This is a genomic window from Sphingomonas bacterium, from assembly GCF_903642285.1.
Lineage (GTDB): Bacteria > Pseudomonadota > Alphaproteobacteria > Sphingomonadales > Sphingomonadaceae > Sphingomonas.
Window position 1 is genome coordinate 27,052 of record NZ_CAHJWJ010000026.1, and the last position, 17,557, is coordinate 44,608.

Below are 17,557 nucleotides of genomic sequence, written 5' to 3' on the forward strand. Positions count from 1 at the left end.
GACGCGACGCAATCGGCGAGGATGGCCGCGATGAGCGAAACCGATCTTTTCCCCGAAGCCGCGGTGCCCGCGATTTCCCCCGGGCACCCGTTCGACGAGGACGACCGGCTGCGCCCCGATTATGTCCGTGCGGTGCTGAACGCGGTCGGGACGGGCGATGCCGCGCGCGTGCACGCGCTGGTCGAGCCGCTGCATCCCGCCGATGTCGCGGACCTGTTCGAGCTGACCCCGCGCGAGGACCGTGCCGACCTGGCGCATGCGGTCGCCGACCTGCTCGACGGCGACGTGTTCGCGGAAATGAACGATTATGTCCGAGAGGACCTGATCGACGCGCTCGAGCCGCACCAGGTCGCGCATATCGCTGCCGCACTCGATACCGACGACGCGGTCGCGATCATCGAGGACATGGAGCCTGCGGACCAGCGCGAAGTGCTCCGCGCGATGGAGCCGGACGACCGGGCCGCGATCGAGGAGGCGCTGTCCTATCCCGAGGAATCCGCCGGTCGCCTGATGCAGCGCGAACTGATCGCGGTGCCCGAACATTGGAGCGTCGGCGACGCGATCGACTATCTGCGCGACCATGAGGAATTGACGACCGATTTCTGGGAAGTGTTCGTGGTCGATCCGGCGCGCAAGCCGGTCGGCACGGTTGCGCTGTCCTGGATGCTTCGTACCCCACGCGGCATCGCGATCGGCGATGTCATGCAGCGGGAACAGACGCTGATCCCGGTCGACATGGACCAGGAGGAGGTCGCGCTTCGGTTCCAGAAATACGCGCTGATCTCGGCCGCGGTCGTCGATCAGGCGGGGCGGCTGGTCGGGATGATCACGGTCGACGATGTCGTCCACATCATTTCCGAAGAAGCGGGCGAGGATACGCTCCGGCTGGCGGGCGCGGGCGACGGCGACATCAACGAACCGATCGGGCTGACCGTCCGGACGCGCGTCGTCTGGCTGGTCATCAATCTCGGCACCGCGGTGGTGGCGGCGGGTGTCGTGGGGTTGTTCGAAGGCGAGATCGCGAAGTTCGCGCTGCTCGCCGCCTTGATGGGGATCGTATCCGGCATGGGCGGCAATGCCGGGACGCAGACGCTCGCGGTCGTCGTCCGCGCGATGGCGACCAACCAGCTGACCAATTCGAACACGATGTGGATGATCCTTCGCGAATTCCGCATCGCGTTGGCTAATGGCCTGTTGCTCGGGGTGCTGATCGGGGGCGGGACGATCCTCGTCTATCACAACGTGCCGTTGGGGATCGTGTTCGGGCTGTCGATCCTGATCAACAATCTGGTCGCGGGACTGTCGGGCGTGCTGATCCCGATCGGGCTGGAGCGGTCCGGGGTCGATCCCGCGGTATCGTCCGCGGTGTTCGTGACCATGATGACCGACTGTTCGGGTTTCTTCGCGTTTCTGGGGCTTGCCGCGCTCTGGGGATTGCACGGTTGATCGCGGACGCAGCGTGGCCCATCTGGCGGACGTGCCCCTTCACCTCACCAAGGTCGCGTTCGGTGCGACGAGCCTCGAAATCCTGACCGACCGATTGAACCTGCGCGCCGCGGCGGGGCCGCTGTTCCTGACGACCCGGTATCTGCCGAAGCGGCATACCGAGATCACGGGGCCGGACGGCGAGGGGTCATTGTACTGGATCATCAAGCACCAGCTCGTCGCCCGCTCGCCGATCACCGCGTTCGGCGAGGCGGACGGCGGCCGGGTCGCGATCCATCTGGCGCCGGGTCTCGTCCTCGTGCAGGCGCGGCCCAAGCGGGCGCATCAGGGCTGGCGCTATCTGGAGGGCGCGGACGCACCCGTCGACCTGGGCGAAGGGGCGGGCGGCGTCGCGGCGATGCCGGCGGTTCTGGTCGGGAAACTGGCGGAACTCGCGCTGATCTGATCCGGCAATCGTGCAATTGTCGGGTCACCCCGCGTTATTGCGCGGGCCCGCAGGTCACCGGTCCGCCGGCGGCGGCGCGGACGGTGCATTTCGGGTCGCCGAGCACCGTCACGCGCCCCAGCCCGACATCGTCCACCGTCGCGGTATAGTGCGCGCGCGCCTGGATGGCACCGGGTCCGTCGAGCCGGACGAACAGCTCGCCCGCATCGAGCGCGGCCGCATCGATCGTGCCGGTGCCGTTCGTCACCAGCCGGGCCCGGCCGGTGCGGCCCGCGATGCCGATCGTCCCCGCGCCGATCACCGTGGCGTTCAGCGAGTCGCCGCTCGCCTCGCCGACGACAATGCTACCCGCGCCGGTGACCGACAGGTCGATCCGGTCGCCGCGCATCCTCGTCACCGACAGCGTTCCGCCGGCGACGACGAGCGCGCCGGCGAGGTCTATCGTGCCCAGACGGACGACGATCGGCGCGGTCGGTGCGGCGCGGTGCTGTTCAGCCCAGCCGCCGATCCCGCGCCGGATGACGAGCGTGTTGCCGTCGGTCCGCAATTCGACCGTCTCGATCGCGCTCGGATCGCCGGCGATCGTCCCGCCAGGCGATCGACCGGTGTCGATATGGACCTCGAACGGGCCGTCGATCCGCACCCGGTCGAAACTGCCGATCGCGACGCGCCGCTCCGCGGCATCGGCGGGTATGGCGATGAGGGCGAACAGGAGGAGGGCGCGCAGCATCGGGTAGGGATCGGTCGAAAGACGGTGCCATGCAAGGGGCCACACAACTCCCGCTACCGCAACTTCCGCGCTTTTTGCCGCCCCGGCGGAGGCATGGGCGCAATTGCGCCGATTCACGTGATCGCGGGGCTACCCGATCTTATGTCCGTTTCTCCAACCGGGCCGCGGCCCTCGCCGGGAGGCGCAATATCCGCAGATCGGCGACCTACCCGCAATGCACGTTGCCCGCGCCCATCTTCGTCACGCTGCACTTCGCGCCGCCCGCGATGGTGACGTCGCCCGATCCCAGGATCGTGACATCGGCCTTGCTATGCACCGTGGCTTCGACATTGCCTGCCCCCGCGATCGAAACCGATGCGGTGTCCGCAACGAGACCGTTGGCGAGCAGCTTGCCCGATCCCGCGATCGATAGGTCGACATCGCGTGCTTTACCGGCTGCGGTGATCGTACCCGATCCGCCGATGCCGAACCCCGCCTGCCGTACGTTCATCGTCGCGATGCTGATCGTGCCGGAACCCCCGATATCGGCCTGGAACTGGGTTCCCTCGACCTTGTCGACGCGTATCGTCCCCGATCCACCGATATTCGCCTCGCTGATACGCGGCATCATGACGAGCCAATGTATCTTGTCGCTTCCGGTCCAGTGGACCCCCTGCTTGCGGCCGAGCCCAAGCGTGTTGCCGTCCTGCGTCACCTTCAGCGTGTCGAGCGCCGCCGGATCGCCCGTTGCGGTGACGGCATAGGACTGCCCGCCCGTTCGAACCTCGACATCGCCCGACGCGGCGAGCGCCACTTTATCGAAGCCGGACACCGTCCAGTGCCGCTCTCCGCCGCTACCGCTCGCGGCGATCCCGGGCTTGCCGTCGTCATCGGTATTCCAATGCACCGAACAGGCAGCAACGGGCAAGGCAAGCAGCAGCAGGGTCACGGCGGGGTGCAGACGGTTCACGGCAAATCTCCTGTGTGTTGGTTACATAATACACAGGATCATTACGTACGCAAGCGACGAAAAGGGCGACCCGTCGAGGCCGCCCTCATATCGTTAAGACGGAAGCGGTCGGCTCAGGCCGGCAGCTTGTCCTTGTTGTAGATCGCGGCCGATGCGCGGAGGATCTCCAGGATCTTCTCCTGCGCCTTGGGTTCGTCGACCTCTTCCATCGCGGCCAGTTCGCGCGCGAGGCGGCTGGTCGCCGCTTCGAAGATCTGACGCTCGGAATAGCTTTGTTCGGGCTGGTCGTCGGCACGGAACAGGTCGCGGACCACTTCGGCGATCGACACCAGGTCGCCCGAATTGATCTTCGCCTCATATTCCTGCGCGCGACGCGACCACATGGTGCGCTTGACCTTCGGCTTGCCCTTCAGCGTCTCCATCGCCTCGCGCATCGTCTTGTCCGACGAAAGCTTGCGCATGCCGACGCTTTCGGCCTTGTTGGTCGGCACGCGGAGCGTCATCCGCTCCTTCTCGAAGCGAAGCACATACAGTTCGAGCTGCATGCCCGCGATCTCCGATCGTTGCAGCTCGATCACGCGGCCGACGCCGTGCTTTGGGTAAACGACATAGTCACCGACATCGAAGGACAGCGCCTTGACAGCCATATTGGGCCTTTCCGGGTCAACTCCCGCGATGCGTGGCCTGCGCGGAACATCCGCGGGGCGTAGGTCGCCAGGAGGAAGGTGGGTCGAACGTCTCCGTACCGGGCCGCACGCGGCGGTGCACCCGTTGGGACGACCTTAACATACCAGCAATAAAATTACCAGCCGGATGAGTCAGCAGCACTGCCGTTGCAGCGCTTCACGGCACGATATCAGTCGCCCTTGCCGGGCTCGGGCGTAAAATATTTGGTGTATTTGTCGGTCCCACCCTTGTGCTCGTCGGCATCGGCGGGGGTCTGCCCGGCGTTGCGCGTCACATTGGGCCACTGCGCCGAGAACGTCGTGTTCAACTCCAGCCACTGCTCCAGCCCGCTTTCGGTATCGGGCAGGATCGCCTCGGCGGGGCATTCGGGTTCGCAGACGCCGCAATCGATGCATTCGCTGGGGTTGATGACCAGCATCGTCTCGCCTTCGTAGAAGCAGTCGACCGGACAAACCTCGACGCAATCCATGTACTTGCAGCGGATGCAGGCATCGGTGACGACATAGGTCATTGCGAGAGGCTCCCTGGCGGCCGATGGACGGCGGCGACAATCGTGCTGCTATGCGCAGGTCCCGGCCTCGTCAATCGATCGGCGCTTGCTGCGAGACGTTCGCACCATGTGGCGCATCGATGAGCTCGTCATAACAGCCCTGCGCCTCCGCGGCCGGTCCGCGCCGCACCGGCAGAGCGGATATGCGGATCACCCGGATCCGGCCATGTGCGGCGAAGGTCAGGACGTTGCCGATACGCACCGCGGCATGCGCACGGTCCACCGCGCGCCCGTCGATCCGCAGATGGCCGTCCTCGGCGATATCTTGCGCGACGGCGCGCGACGCGGCGAGCCGTACCCACCACAGATACCGGTCGAGCCGCATCGTCGCCATCCCCTCAGCCATACAGCCGGAGACTCGCGAGCGCGGCAAAGGCATTGTCGGGATCATGCGTCACCGCCGCGCGCTTCGCCGGCGGGCGTCCGCGCCATATCCAGCGCGGCACGTCTTCGCCCGCCACCGCGCGGAACCCCAATTCGGTCATCAGCCGGTCGAGCGTCGCGGGTTCGAGCCCGATCGACGTCGACAAGGCCGCGTCGGGCGCGAACGGCGCGCGGCCCTGCCGTGCATCATGCGCGGCGCGCGCGATCCGTTCGACCAGGTCGATCCGCACCGCCTGCTGCCCAAGCGGACGGAACCCCGCATCGGGTGCGGCCGCGCCCCGCGGCAGGACGGTCGCGCCGTCGGGCGACAGCACCGGCGCTGCCCCGCGCAAGCCCATCAACATCCGCCGCAACCCCGCCGCGCGTGGTTTCAGCAGGCGCGGATCGTAGAGATCGAGCGCACCGATCACCACACCCATTCGCCGCAACCCGCGCCGCTCCTCGATCGACAGCGCGTCGATCGCCGTGCGGTGTGCCAGCCGGGGCGCGATCCCGCCCGCCGCCTCCAGCATCGCCGCGACCGCGCGAAGCGACGCGCTCGCCTGCCGGTCGCGCGCTGCGGCACCGAGTGCCACCAGCGCGGGAAGCTGTTTCGCCAGCAGCGCCGACAGCCATCCGGTCAGCCGCGCGTCGACCTTGTCGCGCATCGGCCGGTCGAGACAGTCGAGCGACCGGTCTAGCGCGATCTTCGCGCGCACGAGCGACGGGCCGGCCGCGACCGCCGCGACGACGTGCCCGGCCCAGCGCACATCGCCACCGTCCAGCACGAACGCGTCGTCCGGAGCCGCCAGCAACGCTTCGGCCCGCCGCCGCCGTTCGCCGGCCAGTCTTTTCTCCGCCGCCGCCAGCAACAGTCGTTTGTCGCCCGCGCGCGCATCGCCCGCGACGGTGAAGCGGAACCCATCGAGCCGCCCGATCACATGCTCCTCGACCATCACCTCGCCTTGCGCGCCGATGACGACGGGCAACGCGGACGAATCCGCGCCGATCTGGCGGAGCAGCGCGGTGGTGCGCTTGTCGACGAAGCGTTGCGTCAGGCTCGCATGAAGCGCGTCGGACAGCCGGTTCTCGATCGCGCGCGTCCGATCGGCCCAATGCGCCGGGTCGGCAAGCCAGTCGGGACGCTGCGCGATATAGGCCCAGGTCCTGGCCGATGCGATCCGCCCCGCCAGCACCTCGACGTCGCCCGCCACCGTATCCAGTCGCGCGATTTCGTCCGCGAACCATTGGTGCGGCAGATGGCCGTTGGCCTCGCTCAAATGCCCGAACAGCCGCGCGACGAAGCGGGCATGCGGATCGAGCCCGACCTTGCGGAAATCGGGAACGCCGCACGCTGCCCACAATCGCGCGACCATCGACGGCGCGCGCGTGCGGTCGCGGACCCAGCCTTCCTCCGCCAGCCGCTTCAGCACCGACAGGTCGATCGCCTCGGGCGCGGCGCGCAACATGCCGGCGGGGGGCCGCGCTTCCAGGCCGGCGACCAGCGCGTCGATGCTCGACAGATCGGGTTCGCCGTCGCGCCAATAGAGGTGATCGAGCCGGGGGAAGCGATGTTCCTCGATCGCCAGCACCTCTTCGGGCAGGAACGCACCGGGGCCTTCTTCGGCGATCGCGCCGAACGTCCCGTCGCGCTGGTGCCGCCCCGCACGGCCGGCGATCTGCGCCATCTCGGGCGTGGTCAGCCGCCGCTGCCGCCGACCGTCGAACTTGCTGAGCGACGCGAACGCGACATGCGCGACGTCCATGTTCAGCCCCATGCCGATCGCGTCGGTCGCGACGAGATAATCGACCTCGCCTGCCTGGAACATCGCGACCTGCGCATTGCGGGTACGCGGCGACAGCGCGCCCATCACCACCGCCGCGCCGCCACGCAGCCGCCGAAGCATCTCGGCGACCGCATAGACCTCCTCCGCGCTGAACGCGACGATGGCGGAGCGTTTGGGCAGGCGGCTGATCTTCTTCGCGCCGACATAGCTCAGCGTGGAGAAACGCGGTCGACCGACGATCTCCGCTTCGGGCACCAGCGTCTTCACGACCGGGCGCAGTGCCTCGGACCCAAGGATCATGGTCTCCTCGCGCCCACGCGCGCGAAGCAGCCGGTCGGTGAAGACATGGCCGCGTTCGGGGTCCGCACCCAGCTGCGCTTCGTCGATGCCGACGAAGGCGACCTCGTGTTGCGGCATCGATTCAGCGGTGCACAGGAACCAGCGCGCGTCGGGGGGAACGATCTTTTCCTCGCCCGTCACCAGCGCGACCCGCGACGCGCCCTTTTCGCGCACCACCCGGTCATAGACCTCGCGCGCCAGCAGGCGGAGCGGGAAGCCGATCATGCCGCTGGAATGCGCGCACATCCGTTCGACCGCCAGGTGCGTCTTGCCGGTATTGGTAGGCCCCAGCACCGCGGTGACGGTGCCCGTATCGCGGCTGGTCATGGATGCGAACATCGGGCTTTGCGGGCGCGCGCGCAATGGCTCGGCGCGAAACGAACCGGCGTGTGGGCGAAACGTCCCGCCGCACGCGGAGTCGCGGACGGCCAGGGTTAATTTGACTTTATCGTTTACCCCGCAATAGGTCGGCACCAGCGCCGGGGGGATCGGCGACGTTCCCACGGAGCGCGACCGACTTGTTCTTGCGTAACGAATCTGGGTTCGAACTCGCCGGCGGCACCGCCGCGCGCGGGTTCGGTCGCCCGGCAATCGACCGTTTGCCCGTCATGGGCTGGCGCACGCTCGGCGACCGGACGCGCGGAGTCGACTGGGTGCCCGACCTCGGCATGCAGGTCGGGACGCGCGACTGGTGGCGCGGGCTCGCGACCTGTACCGCATTGTGCACCGCGACCTGGGTCCTGTCGCCGCCGCTGCATCGGCCGATTCCGGCGGCGGTGCCTGCCCCGATGACGTCGTCCGAATGGGACGAGGCGCGCGCGCAGGGGATCGCGCCGCTCGCCTGGGGTGGCGATACCGGGCGACGGATGGCGGCGAACGACCTCGTGCGTCCGCTGGCCGAGGCTCCCGAGCGGCCCAGCATCGACCTGACCGCGACGCTCGGCGACGGCGATTCGCTCGACCGCGCGCTGGTCCGCGCCGGGGTCGGGCGCCTCGATGCCGACGCCGCGGCGCGGTTGGTGGCGCAGGCGGTGCCGCCCGGCGAACTGGTGACCGGCACGCGGATCGCGCTGACGCTCGGCCGGCGCGCGGACAAGCGTGTCGCGCGGCCGCTGGAGAAACTCTCGCTGCGCGCGCGGTTCGATCTCGCGCTGACGCTCGGCCGCGCCGCGCAGGGATTGACGATGACGCGCCAGCCGATCGCCGTCGACGACACCCCGCTTCGCCTGCAGGGGCTGGTGGGTGCCAGCCTCTATCGTTCGGTCCGTGCCGCGGGGGCACCGGCGCGCGCGGTCGAGGCGTTCATCAAGGCGATCGCCACCAGGATGTCGGTCGGCCGGGATATTTCGTCGGCGGACGGCTTCGACCTCGTCATCGCCCGCGCGCGCGCCGCGACCGGCGAGACGCGGATCGGCGACCTGCTGTTCGCCGGCATCGATCAGGGATCGAAAAAGGTCCAGCTCGTTCGCTGGTCGGGCGACGACGGCGACGGCGATGACGCCAGGACCAGCTGGTTCGACGCCGCCGGGACGGGCGAACGCCGCGGCATGGGCACCCCGGTCGCGGGGCATATCACGTCGACCTTCGGGTGGCGGATGCACCCGATCCTCGGCTTCATGAAGCTGCACAAGGGCGTCGATATCGGCGCATCCTATGGATCGCCGATCTATGCGGTGAAGGATGGCACCGTATCCTTCGCCGGCCGTGCAGGCGGCTACGGCAATTTCGTCAAGCTCGCGCATGCCGGCGGACTGGAGACCGGCTATGGCCATATGAGCCGGATCGCGGTGTCGCCCGGCAGCCATGTCGCCCGCGGGCAAGTGATCGGCTATGTCGGCTCGACCGGCATGTCTACGGGTCCGCACCTTCACTGGGAGGTCTGGCGCGGCGGCGTCTCGGTCGATCCGCGGCGGCTGTCCTTCGACAGCGCCGCGCAACTGACGGGCGCGCGATTGCGGGCGTTCAAGGCGCATGTGGCCGGGTTGCTGGCGGTGAAGCCGGGACCAAATATCTAGCATGGGATTGGTGATGATGGCCTCCACCAGCCGTGCGAACTCGTCGGGCTGCCCCAGCCGACTGGGGAATGGCACTTGGCACCCAAGCGCGTCCTGCGGCAGCGAGGCGAGAAGCGGCGTCAGGAACAGCCCCGACGCGATCGTTACGACCCGGATGCCGTAGCGCGCGAGCTCGCGCGCGATCGGCAGCGTCATGCCGACCACCCCGCCCTTTGGACGCGGCATAGGCGGCCTGACCGATCTGCCCGTCGAACGCCGCAACCGACGCGATGTTGACGATGACGCCACGCTCCTCGCCGATCGGATCGGAGTCGTGCAGTCGCGCGGCGAACTTGGACAGCACGTTGAAGGTGCCGAGCAGGTTGACCGTCACGATCCGGCTGAAATCGATGAGCGGCAGCGCGCGGCCGTCACGGTCCACTACCTTCGCCGGCGGTCCGATCCCGGCGCAGTTGACCAGGATGCGCGCTTTTCCGTTCGTCGCTTCCGCCTCGCCCAGCGCCGCGTCGACCGCGCCTTCGTCGGTGATGTCGGTGCGGACGAAGTGACCTTTGATTTCCGCGGCGGCGCTCGCGCCGAGGTCGGCGTTGACGTCGAGCAACGTCACCTTCGCACCCGCCGCCACGAGCCGCTTTGCCGTGCCCAAGCCCAGGCCCGACGCGCCGCCCGTCACCACCGCGGCCATGCCGTTGATGTCCATGTTCTTGGTTCCTTCGTTCAGAGGGCGCGCGCGATGACCATGCGCTGGATGTCGGACGTGCCCTCGTAAATCTGGCACACGCGCACATCACGGTAGATCTTGGCGAGGCCGTATTCCTCGAGATAGCCGTAGCCGCCAAGCGTCTGGATCGCGCCCGACACGATCGCCTCGGCCGCCTCGGAGGCGAACAATTTGGCCATCGAGGCTTGCGTCAGGCACGGCTCTCCCGCGTCCTTCATCGCCGCCGCCGCGAGCGTCATCTGGCGCGCCGCCTCCAGCCGGGTTGCCAGATCGGCAAGCCGGAAGCCGACCGCCTGGTGTTCGATGATAGGCCGCGCGAAGCTGTGGCGCTCTTTGGCGTAGCCGACCGCGATCTCCAGCGCGGCCTGCGCCATGCCGACGCTCTGCGCGGCGATCCCGATCCGCCCGGCCTCCAGGTTGGCCAATGCAATGCGGTAACCCTCGCCTTCGCCGCCGAGCATGAGCGCGTCTTCGACGAACAGGCCGTCGAAGCGGATCGCGGCGGTGTCGGACGCCGCCTGGCCAAGCTTGTGCTCGACCTTGTCGATTGAGTAGCCGGGCCGATCCGTCGGCACGAGGAAAGCAGACATGCCGCGCTTGCCCGCCGCCGGGTCGGTCACGGCGAACACCATCGCCAGGCCCGCGATGCGACCGGACGTGATGAACTGCTTGGCGCCGTTCAGCACCCACCCGCCGTCGGCGCGGGTCGCTCGCGTGCGCATCGCAGCAGCGTCCGAGCCCGCGTCGGTCTCGGTCAGCGCGAACGCCCCGATCATTCGGCCAGCGATCAGGTCGGGCAGGAAGCGCCGCTGCTGCTCCTGCGTCCCGAGCCGGAGAATGCCGGACACGAGCAAGCTGTTTTGAATGGACACGATCGTGGAGAGGGCGCCGTCGGCCGCGGCGAGCTCGATCAGCGCGAGTGCGTAGGACACATAATCGCTCTCCGCACCGCCATGGGCCTCGGGCGCGGTCATCCCCATCAGGCCAAGCCCGGCCAGCTCCTCGAACAGTCCGTCCGGATAGCCGTGCGCGCGCTCGAAGGATTGCGACGCGGGCCGGATGCGCTCCTGCGCGAACTCGCGGACGGTGTCGCGCACCGCCCGCTGCGTCTCGTTCAACATCATTCCGTCACGTCCTCACTCGCTTGCCATCACCTGCTCACGCAACACATGCTTCACCATTTTGCCTGTCGGCAGCCGCGGCAGTTCGGCCCGGAAGATGATCCGTTTGGGCGCCTTCACGCTCGACAGCTGGCGTCGCAGCCAGGCGTCGAGCTCTCGCGCGAAACCTGGCGTCGCGTCGGCCATGTCGAGCGGCTGAATCACTGCCGTGACCCGTTCGCCGAGGTCGGCGTCCGGCAATCCGATGACGCCGGCGTCGGCAACCCGCGGATGCGTGACCAGCAGGTTCTCGATCTCTTGCGGGTACACGTTGACCCCGCCCGTGATGATCATGAACCCTTTGCGGTCGGTCAGGAACAGATAGCCATCCTCGTCGAGGTAGCCGAGGTCGCCGACCGTGCTCCACCCGCGCCCGTTGCGCGCCCGCGCGGTCTTTACCGGATCGTTGTGGTAGAAGAAGTCGGCCGCGCCGTCCGAATGGATCTGGCCGATCGTGCCTGGCGCCACCGGCTCGCCCGCGTCGTCGCAGATGTGCAGCGTCCCGAAGACGCAGCGGCCGACCGAGCCCGGGTGCTCCAGCCATTCCGCCGAGCCGATGAACGTCAGCGCGGTCTGTTCGCTGCTGCCGAAGTATTCGAGCAAGATCGGGCCGAACCAGTCGATCATCGCTCGCTTGACCGGCACGGGGCAGGGCGCGGCGGCATGGACCGCGAGCCGGAGCGACGACAGGTCGTAATGCGCCCGGGTCGAGTCGGGCAGCTTCAGCAGGCGGACGAAGTGCGTCGGTACCCACTGGCTGATCGTGACGCGGTGGCGCTCGATCAACGCCAACGCTTCCTCGGGATCGAACCGCTCCATGACGACGACGGTGCCGCCCAGCAGCAGGGTGGCCATCGACCAGCCGTAGGGGGCGGAATGGTAGAGCGGCGCCGGGCAAAGATAGATCACGCCCCCATCGACGTCGAGCATCCGAAAGGCCGACAGCACAGACTCCGTGACGCCGGCCGCCTCGCCAGGCCTCGTCCGATAGCGGATGCCCTTCGGACGGCCGGTCGTGCCGGAGGAGTAGAGCATCTCGCTCCCGACCGCCTCGTCCGCGATCGGCGCGGCCGGCAAGTCGGTCCGCTCGTCCGGCCAGGACGTGAAGCCCGGGCGGGCCGGTCCGATCGACACGAGCGTAATCTTGGTAAGCAACGACGGTAATGTGGGAAACGTGTCACCGATGCCGGGCGAGGTCAGCAGCGCTTTTGCGCCGCTATCAACGACGATGAAGGCGATCTCGGCCGCCGTCAGCTTGGCCGAGATCGGGACGAACGTCAGGCCGGACCGCATTGCGGCGCAGGCGGCCTGAAGGAACTCCGGACGATTTTCGACGCAGACCGCCAGAACGTCACCGGCGTTCAAGCCTAGACGTCGGAACAGGCGCGCGAAGCGGTTCGATTCCGTTTCCAGCTCGGCGAAGGTGGTGACGCCGCCGGTGCCCATGACGATGGCGGGCTTGCCGCCCCAATCAGCGAAGGACGGCGTCGCGGTCACTCTCCTGGTCTCCCGCCGTCCGAAGCGGTCAGGCCGCCTTCTCGTACAACGTCACCACGCACGCGCCGCCGAGGCCGAGGTTGTGTTGCAGCGCATGGTGCACGCCTTCGACCTGTCGGTCGTCCGCCGTGCCGCGCAGCTGGTGGCTGAGCTCGTAGCATTGCGCGAGGCCTGTCGCGCCGAGCGGGTGGCCCTTTGAGAGGAGCCCACCCGACGGATTGGTGACGACCCGGCCGCCATAGGTGTTGTCGCCATCGGCGATGAACTTCTGCGCGCCGCCTTCGGGACAAAAGCCCAAGCCTTCATAGGTGATCACCTCGTTATGCGCGAAGCAGTCGTGCAGCTCGGCGACGCCGATGTCCTCCGGCCCGATCCCCGCCTTTTCATAGACGGCCTTGGCGGCGCGCTGCGTCATCTCGCTGCCGACCAGCATCATCATGTCCTTGGAGCCGAGCGTGTCCGGCGTGTCGGTGGTCATCGCCTGCGCGGCGATGCGCACCTGGGGATCGAGCCCGTGCCTCTTCGCGAACTCGCGCGAGACCAGCACCGCCGCGGCGGCGCCGCAGGTCGGCGGACACGCCATCGGCCGCGTCATCACGCCCGGCCAGATAACGTGCGCCGCGAGCACCTCCTCTTCCGTCATCTCCTTGCGAAACACGGAGAGCGGGTTGCGCGCGGCGTGACGGCTCGCCTTGGCACGGACCTTGGCGAAATCGGCGAGCGTGGTGCCATAGCGCTTCATATGCGCCTGCCCCGCGCCGCCGAAATAGCGCAGCGCCAACGGCAGGTCGACGTCGACCAGCTCCGAGCAGGCGTTGTCGAAATCCTCGAACGGGCTGATGCGGTCGGAGAAGATCGGCGCGATCGCGCCGGGGCGCATCTGCTCGAACCCGACCGCCAGCGCGCACTCGACCGCTCCGCTCTCCACCGCCTGCCGCGCGAGGAACAGGGCGGTCGAGCCGGTGGAGCAATTATTGTTGACGTTGACGATCGGGATGCCCGTCATCCCCGCCTTGTAGATAACCCGTTGGCCCGAACAGCTCTCGCCGAATACGTAGCCGGCATAGGCCTGCTCGACCTCATCGAACGTGACGCCGCCATCCTCGAGCGCGAGCCGGATCGCGTCGCTTCCCATCTCGTCATAGGGCGGGTTCTGCCCCGGCTTGGTGAAGGGGATCATCCCCACGCCTGCGACCAGCACTTCGCGCGCGTAACCAGCCATTGTCGCTCTCCTACGTCCGTTTCGCGACCTCGAGCCGCCCGGAATGTCTGCTACGTCGGTGGGGTGATGGCCGGTGTCAAAGTCATTCAACATCATTACCATTCCCGAAGGGCATGGCAGGGAGAGCACCCTCATGCCCGCCGCGCTCGGCTAACCGCTCCCATGCGCGGAAGGAATGGACGCCTTCAAGAAGGCATTGGACGGCTAGGCCGTCGGACCGCACCGTTGCTCTCACGACGCAGAGAGGCGCTGAACGACAGACGGGCCGAACCGAGTCGCGCGACGTGTCGGCAGTGGGGAGAGGGCAAATCGATGTCAGACAACGCAGTCGCTGCGACCAATCGCGGGCTGTTCGATCGCAGCACTAAGGGGCTGACTGTCGCGCCCGTGTTCGTCCCGATCGAGCGCGGCCGTATCCAGTTCTTCGCGCAGGTCCTGGGCATTACCGACCCCGTGCACATCGACGTGAACGCCGCGCGCGCGAACGGCTATCCCGACCTGGTCGCGCCGCCTTCATTCTACATGGTGATCGAGGCGGCGGCGAATGACGAGTTGAAGCGCACCGGCCAGCCTTCGACGTTCGACCGGATCGGGTGCGACTATCGCTACCTGCTGCACGGGGACGAGAGCTACGAATACATAGGCCCGATTTTCGCGGGCGACGAGGTGTCGCTGACCACGACCGTGGTGGACTTCTACGACAAGAAGGGCGGCGCGATGGAGTTCGTGACGCTCCGCTCCTCGATCGAGCACGCCGATCGCGGCGTGCTGGTGCGCGCGACGCGCAACCTCCTTCACCGGCTGGGCTGAGGACGAGAACGATGACCACGCCATTAGACGCGACCGTCGGCGACCAGCTTCCGACGATCACCTTCGGCCCCATTTCGCGGGCGACGCTCGCCCTCTACGCAGGCGCTTCGGGCGATCACAATCCCATCCATATCGACAGCGACATGGCGAAAGCGTCCGGGATGACCGACGTGTTCGCGCAAGGGATGCTGTCCTTCGGCGTGCTGGCTCGGGTGCCGACCGAATGGGCCGGGGCTGATCGGCTGCGGTCGTTCGGCGCACGGTTCGTGTCGATGACGCAGGTGCATGATCTCGTCACCTGCACCGGCGAGGTCACCGAGTGCTTCGAGGCAGACGGCGAGCGCCGCGCCCGCGTCGCGGTGACCGCGACCGCGCAGGACGGGCGCCGGACGCTCACCGGCGAGGCAATCATCGCTCTCGACTGAACACTTCACCATCGACCGAGGAAATGGGCATGGATTTTCGCTTCGACGATCGCGTCGTCATCGTCACCGGCGCCGGGCAGGGGCTTGGCCGCTCGCACGCGCTCGACTTCGCGCGGCGCGGTGCCAAAGTGGTCGTCAACGACTTAGGCGGAGCGGCGGCCGGCGGTGGCGCGGATGGCTCGGTCGCACAGCAGGTCGTGGACGAAATCAAGGCGGCGGGTGGCGAGGCGGTAGCGAACACCGACAGCGTCGAGGCCGGCAGCCGTATCGTCGAGACGGCGATGGACGCCTACGGGCGGGTCGACGTGGTCGTGAACAACGCGGGCATCCTGCGCGACGCCTCTTTCGCCAAGATGCAGGAAGCCGACTGGGACTTGATCTACCGCGTCCACCTGCTCGGCTCCTTGCGCGTGACCCAGGCCGCTTGGCCGCACATGCGCAACGCCGGCTTCGGCCGCGTGATCATGACCACGTCGGTCGCAGGCATCTACGGTAATTTCGGCCAAGCGAGCTATTCGGCGATGAAGCTCGGCCTAGTCGGGCTGGGCAAGACGCTGGCGATCGAGGGGGCGTCCAAGAACATCCTGGTCAACTCGATCGCACCCACGGCGGGTTCGCGACTGACCGCGACGGCGCTGCCGCAGGAAGTGGTGGACGTCCTCAAACCTGAATACGTCACGCCGTCCGTCGTGTTGCTCTGCCACGAGGACTCGACTGTAACGGGGCGCATCTTCGAGGTCGGCGGCGGCTGGGTCTGCGAGACGCGATGGGAGCAGACCGAAGGCGTGTTCTTCCAGAACGACTACACGGCCGAGGAACTTGCGGCGCACTGGGACGAGGCAACCTCGTTCGAGAACTCGCGTCACGCGACGTCGGTGGGCGAGTCCAAGCTGGGTATCAAGGAGCGTGTCGGTCATGATGTGGCGCTCGCGAAGCAGTGAACTTCGCCGCCCGAAGCCCGCGCGGCGGTCCCGACAGAACCGCTAAACACCCGTCCTCGCCTGCGACGGAGCAAGCCATTTCCTCAACTATTGCCGAGCTAGAACGCCGCCGCGCGGCCGCGCGCATCGGCGGAGGCGAGAAGCGCATCGCGGCGCAGCACGCCAAGGGCAAGCTGACCGCGCGCGAGCGGCTCGGCGTAGTGTTCGACGAAGGCTCGTTCGAGGAACTCGACATGTTCGTCGAGCACAACGCGGTGGATTTCGGCATGGCCGATCAAGTGATCCCCGGCGACGGCGTGATAACGGGCTAGGGCACTATTAACGGCCGGCTGGTGTTCGTGTTCTCCCAGGACTTCACCGTGTTCGGCGGTTCGCTGTCCGAGCGGCACGCGGGCAAGATCTGCAAGATCATGGACATGGCGCTGCGCGTCGGCGCGCCCGGGATCGGGCTGAACGATTCGGGCGACGCGCGCATCCAGGAGGGCGTGGCGTCGCTGGGCGGTTATGCCGAGGTGTTCCAGCGCAATGTGCTCGCCTCGGGCGTGGTGCCGCAGCTCAGCCTCATCATGGGCCGTGCGCGGGCGGCGCGGTGTATTCGCCGGCAATGACGGACTTCATCTTCAGGGTGAAGGACTCGTCCTATATGTTCGTGACGGGCCCGGACGTGGTCAAGACCGTCACAACGAATGCACCAGTTACCTCGCTAACGCCGGTTACGCATCAGCATAACGTCATCCGATTCTAGAAGCTAAACAGCCTAAGTGGCGTATCGTTCAGGATGCGTTTCCGGGCCGATACGTCCGGTACCCAGCGATCCAGTGCGGCGCGCGCTTGGTGGGGGCTCGCCACCTTCTCAAACTGGGTGTGGGGCCAGTCGCTTCCCCAAACGAGTCGGTCCGGTCCCAGAGCATCGAGCAGGAGCGGAGCGGCTGCGTCAGCCACCGCATCGCCGATGCGATACGCACCAGACAGTTTGACGTAAAGCCGAGAGGATGGGGCAGTTTTCAGGAGATAACGGAAGCCAGGATCGTCGACACCCAGCTTTGCATCCGGCCTTGCGAAATGGTCGAGGACCACGGGGGAGCCGCTGCGCATCAGCTGTGGCAGGAGGCGCGGAAGCCGGGCAGCCTCGCATTGGACCTCGACTTGCCAGCCAAGCGAAGCAACGCGACGGAGATGGTCCCGCCACCGCTCGGACGCGAGGTCAGGGTCCGGCTGCCCGATCAGGTTGAGACGAACGCCGACGATGCCTTTCCTGGCGAGGCGGCTCAACTCCGCGCCGGTCGAGGTTTCCGGTACGACGGCGATGCCCTTCAGCATCGCGCGATGTCGCCCGATCGTGTCCAGCAGGAAGGAATTGTCGTAGCCGAGGAAGCTCGGCTGCACGAGCACACCGCGCGCCATGCCGTTGCCGGCGAGCATGGCGAGGTAGGCGCTCGGCAGCGCATCGTAGGTGATCGTGTAGCGACG

Annotated in this window: 16 protein-coding genes and 2 pseudogenes; 7 read left to right on the plus strand and 11 right to left on the minus strand. The window is 67.5% G+C overall.

What is annotated here, in order from left to right:
• Positions 1-30: 30 nt before the first annotated feature.
• Together mgtE and HUU99_RS12750 are read left to right on the plus strand one after the other, a co-directional pair.
• Positions 31-1,446, plus strand: coding sequence for a magnesium transporter (gene mgtE, locus HUU99_RS12745; protein WP_174286956.1), 1,416 nt, complete (start codon positions 31-33; stop codon positions 1,444-1,446).
• Between the two features lie 13 nt (positions 1,447-1,459).
• Positions 1,460-1,891, plus strand: a complete 432-nt coding sequence (locus tag HUU99_RS12750) for a DUF1489 family protein (RefSeq protein WP_375380188.1) — start codon at positions 1,460-1,462, stop codon at positions 1,889-1,891.
• 34 nt (positions 1,892-1,925) lie between these two features.
• On the opposite strand, the gene HUU99_RS12755 is transcribed toward HUU99_RS12750, so the two are convergent.
• The 6 genes from HUU99_RS12755 to HUU99_RS12780 all read right to left on the minus strand — a co-directional run bounded on the left by HUU99_RS12755 (position 1,926) and on the right by HUU99_RS12780 (position 7,623).
• Positions 1,926-2,621: a GIN domain-containing protein gene (locus tag HUU99_RS12755; RefSeq protein WP_174286958.1), complete on the minus strand. Its 696-nt coding sequence runs from the start codon at positions 2,619-2,621 to the stop codon at positions 1,926-1,928.
• Between the two features lie 205 nt (positions 2,622-2,826).
• A complete protein-coding gene (locus HUU99_RS12760) occupies positions 2,827-3,570 on the minus strand; it encodes a head GIN domain-containing protein (RefSeq protein ID WP_174286959.1) in 744 nt (247 codons plus the stop codon).
• A gap of 113 nt (positions 3,571-3,683) precedes the next feature.
• Complete coding sequence (locus tag HUU99_RS12765) at positions 3,684-4,217, minus strand: CarD family transcriptional regulator (protein ID WP_174286960.1); 534 nt, start codon at positions 4,215-4,217, stop codon at positions 3,684-3,686.
• A 209-nt stretch (positions 4,218-4,426) separates the two neighbouring features.
• Positions 4,427-4,768 (minus strand): ferredoxin FdxA, encoded by a 342-nt coding sequence (gene fdxA, locus HUU99_RS12770; protein WP_174286961.1) that lies wholly within the window; start codon positions 4,766-4,768, stop codon positions 4,427-4,429.
• A 70-nt stretch (positions 4,769-4,838) separates the two neighbouring features.
• On the minus strand, positions 4,839-5,132 hold the full coding sequence (locus HUU99_RS12775; RefSeq protein WP_254603185.1) for an RNA-binding S4 domain-containing protein: 294 nt from the start codon (positions 5,130-5,132) through the stop codon (positions 4,839-4,841).
• 13 nt (positions 5,133-5,145) lie between these two features.
• Positions 5,146-7,623 (minus strand): helicase-related protein, encoded by a 2,478-nt coding sequence (locus HUU99_RS12780; protein WP_174286963.1) that lies wholly within the window; start codon positions 7,621-7,623, stop codon positions 5,146-5,148.
• 197 nt (positions 7,624-7,820) lie between these two features.
• On the opposite strand from HUU99_RS12780, the gene HUU99_RS12785 reads away from it, so the two are divergent.
• Positions 7,821-9,311: a M23 family metallopeptidase gene (locus tag HUU99_RS12785; protein WP_368039963.1), complete on the plus strand. Its 1,491-nt coding sequence runs from the start codon at positions 7,821-7,823 to the stop codon at positions 9,309-9,311.
• Here HUU99_RS12785 and HUU99_RS12790 read toward each other — a convergent pair.
• From HUU99_RS12790 to HUU99_RS12805, 4 genes and pseudogenes are all read right to left on the minus strand, one after another.
• A pseudogene (locus HUU99_RS12790) lies at positions 9,306-10,011 on the minus strand (SDR family NAD(P)-dependent oxidoreductase); the annotation flags it as partial. The gene HUU99_RS12785 and the pseudogene HUU99_RS12790 overlap by 6 nt on opposite strands.
• A 17-nt stretch (positions 10,012-10,028) precedes the next feature.
• The gene (locus tag HUU99_RS12795) at positions 10,029-11,153 is read right to left on the minus strand and encodes an acyl-CoA dehydrogenase family protein (RefSeq protein WP_174286975.1); all 1,125 of its coding nucleotides are present in this window, start codon (positions 11,151-11,153) and stop codon (positions 10,029-10,031) included.
• A 15-nt stretch (positions 11,154-11,168) separates the two neighbouring features.
• Positions 11,169-12,689, minus strand: a complete 1,521-nt coding sequence (locus HUU99_RS12800) for an acyl-CoA synthetase (protein ID WP_302479989.1) — start codon at positions 12,687-12,689, stop codon at positions 11,169-11,171.
• 28 nt (positions 12,690-12,717) lie between these two features.
• Positions 12,718-13,911 carry a lipid-transfer protein gene (locus HUU99_RS12805; protein WP_174286965.1) on the minus strand — a complete coding sequence of 398 codons (1,194 nt, stop codon included), beginning with the start codon at positions 13,909-13,911 and terminating at the stop codon, positions 12,718-12,720.
• A gap of 312 nt (positions 13,912-14,223) precedes the next feature.
• On the opposite strand from HUU99_RS12805, the gene HUU99_RS12810 reads away from it, so the two are divergent.
• The 4 genes and pseudogenes from HUU99_RS12810 to HUU99_RS12825 all read left to right on the plus strand — a co-directional run.
• Complete coding sequence (locus HUU99_RS12810) at positions 14,224-14,721, plus strand: MaoC family dehydratase N-terminal domain-containing protein (RefSeq protein ID WP_174286966.1); 498 nt, start codon at positions 14,224-14,226, stop codon at positions 14,719-14,721.
• An 11-nt stretch (positions 14,722-14,732) separates the two neighbouring features.
• Positions 14,733-15,146 (plus strand): MaoC/PaaZ C-terminal domain-containing protein, encoded by a 414-nt coding sequence (locus HUU99_RS12815; protein ID WP_174286967.1) that lies wholly within the window; start codon positions 14,733-14,735, stop codon positions 15,144-15,146.
• 29 nt (positions 15,147-15,175) lie between these two features.
• Positions 15,176-16,087 carry an SDR family oxidoreductase gene (locus HUU99_RS12820; RefSeq protein ID WP_254603181.1) on the plus strand — a complete coding sequence of 304 codons (912 nt, stop codon included), beginning with the start codon at positions 15,176-15,178 and terminating at the stop codon, positions 16,085-16,087.
• A 77-nt stretch (positions 16,088-16,164) separates the two neighbouring features.
• Positions 16,165-16,769, plus strand: a pseudogene (locus HUU99_RS12825) (carboxyl transferase domain-containing protein); the annotation flags it as partial.
• A gap of 59 nt (positions 16,770-16,828) precedes the next feature.
• On the opposite strand, the gene HUU99_RS12830 reads toward HUU99_RS12825, so the two are convergent.
• On the minus strand, positions 16,829-17,557 hold a 729-nt coding region (locus HUU99_RS12830), incomplete at its 5' end, for an amidohydrolase family protein (RefSeq protein WP_174286969.1).

Bases quoted from the DNA above. Each gene is read 5' to 3' on its own strand.
- mgtE (WP_174286956.1), top strand. From the start codon at position 31: ATGAGCGAAACCGATCTTTTCCCCGAAGCCGCGGTGCCCGCGATTTCC.
- HUU99_RS12755 (WP_174286958.1), bottom strand. From the start codon at position 2,621: ATGCTGCGCGCCCTCCTCCTGTTCGCCCTCATCGCCATACCCGCCGAT.
- HUU99_RS12765 (WP_174286960.1), bottom strand. From the start codon at position 4,217: ATGGCTGTCAAGGCGCTGTCCTTCGATGTCGGTGACTATGTCGTTTAC.
- fdxA (WP_174286961.1), bottom strand. From the start codon at position 4,768: ATGACCTATGTCGTCACCGATGCCTGCATCCGCTGCAAGTACATGGAT.
- HUU99_RS12775 (WP_254603185.1), bottom strand. From the start codon at position 5,132: ATGCGGCTCGACCGGTATCTGTGGTGGGTACGGCTCGCCGCGTCGCGC.
- HUU99_RS12780 (WP_174286963.1), bottom strand. From the start codon at position 7,623: ATGACCAGCCGCGATACGGGCACCGTCACCGCGGTGCTGGGGCCTACC.
- HUU99_RS12795 (WP_174286975.1), bottom strand. From the start codon at position 11,153: ATGTTGAACGAGACGCAGCGGGCGGTGCGCGACACCGTCCGCGAGTTC.
- HUU99_RS12805 (WP_174286965.1), bottom strand. From the start codon at position 13,911: ATGGCTGGTTACGCGCGCGAAGTGCTGGTCGCAGGCGTGGGGATGATC.
- HUU99_RS12810 (WP_174286966.1), top strand. From the start codon at position 14,224: ATGTCAGACAACGCAGTCGCTGCGACCAATCGCGGGCTGTTCGATCGC.
- HUU99_RS12815 (WP_174286967.1), top strand. From the start codon at position 14,733: ATGACCACGCCATTAGACGCGACCGTCGGCGACCAGCTTCCGACGATC.
- HUU99_RS12820 (WP_254603181.1), top strand. From the start codon at position 15,176: ATGGATTTTCGCTTCGACGATCGCGTCGTCATCGTCACCGGCGCCGGG.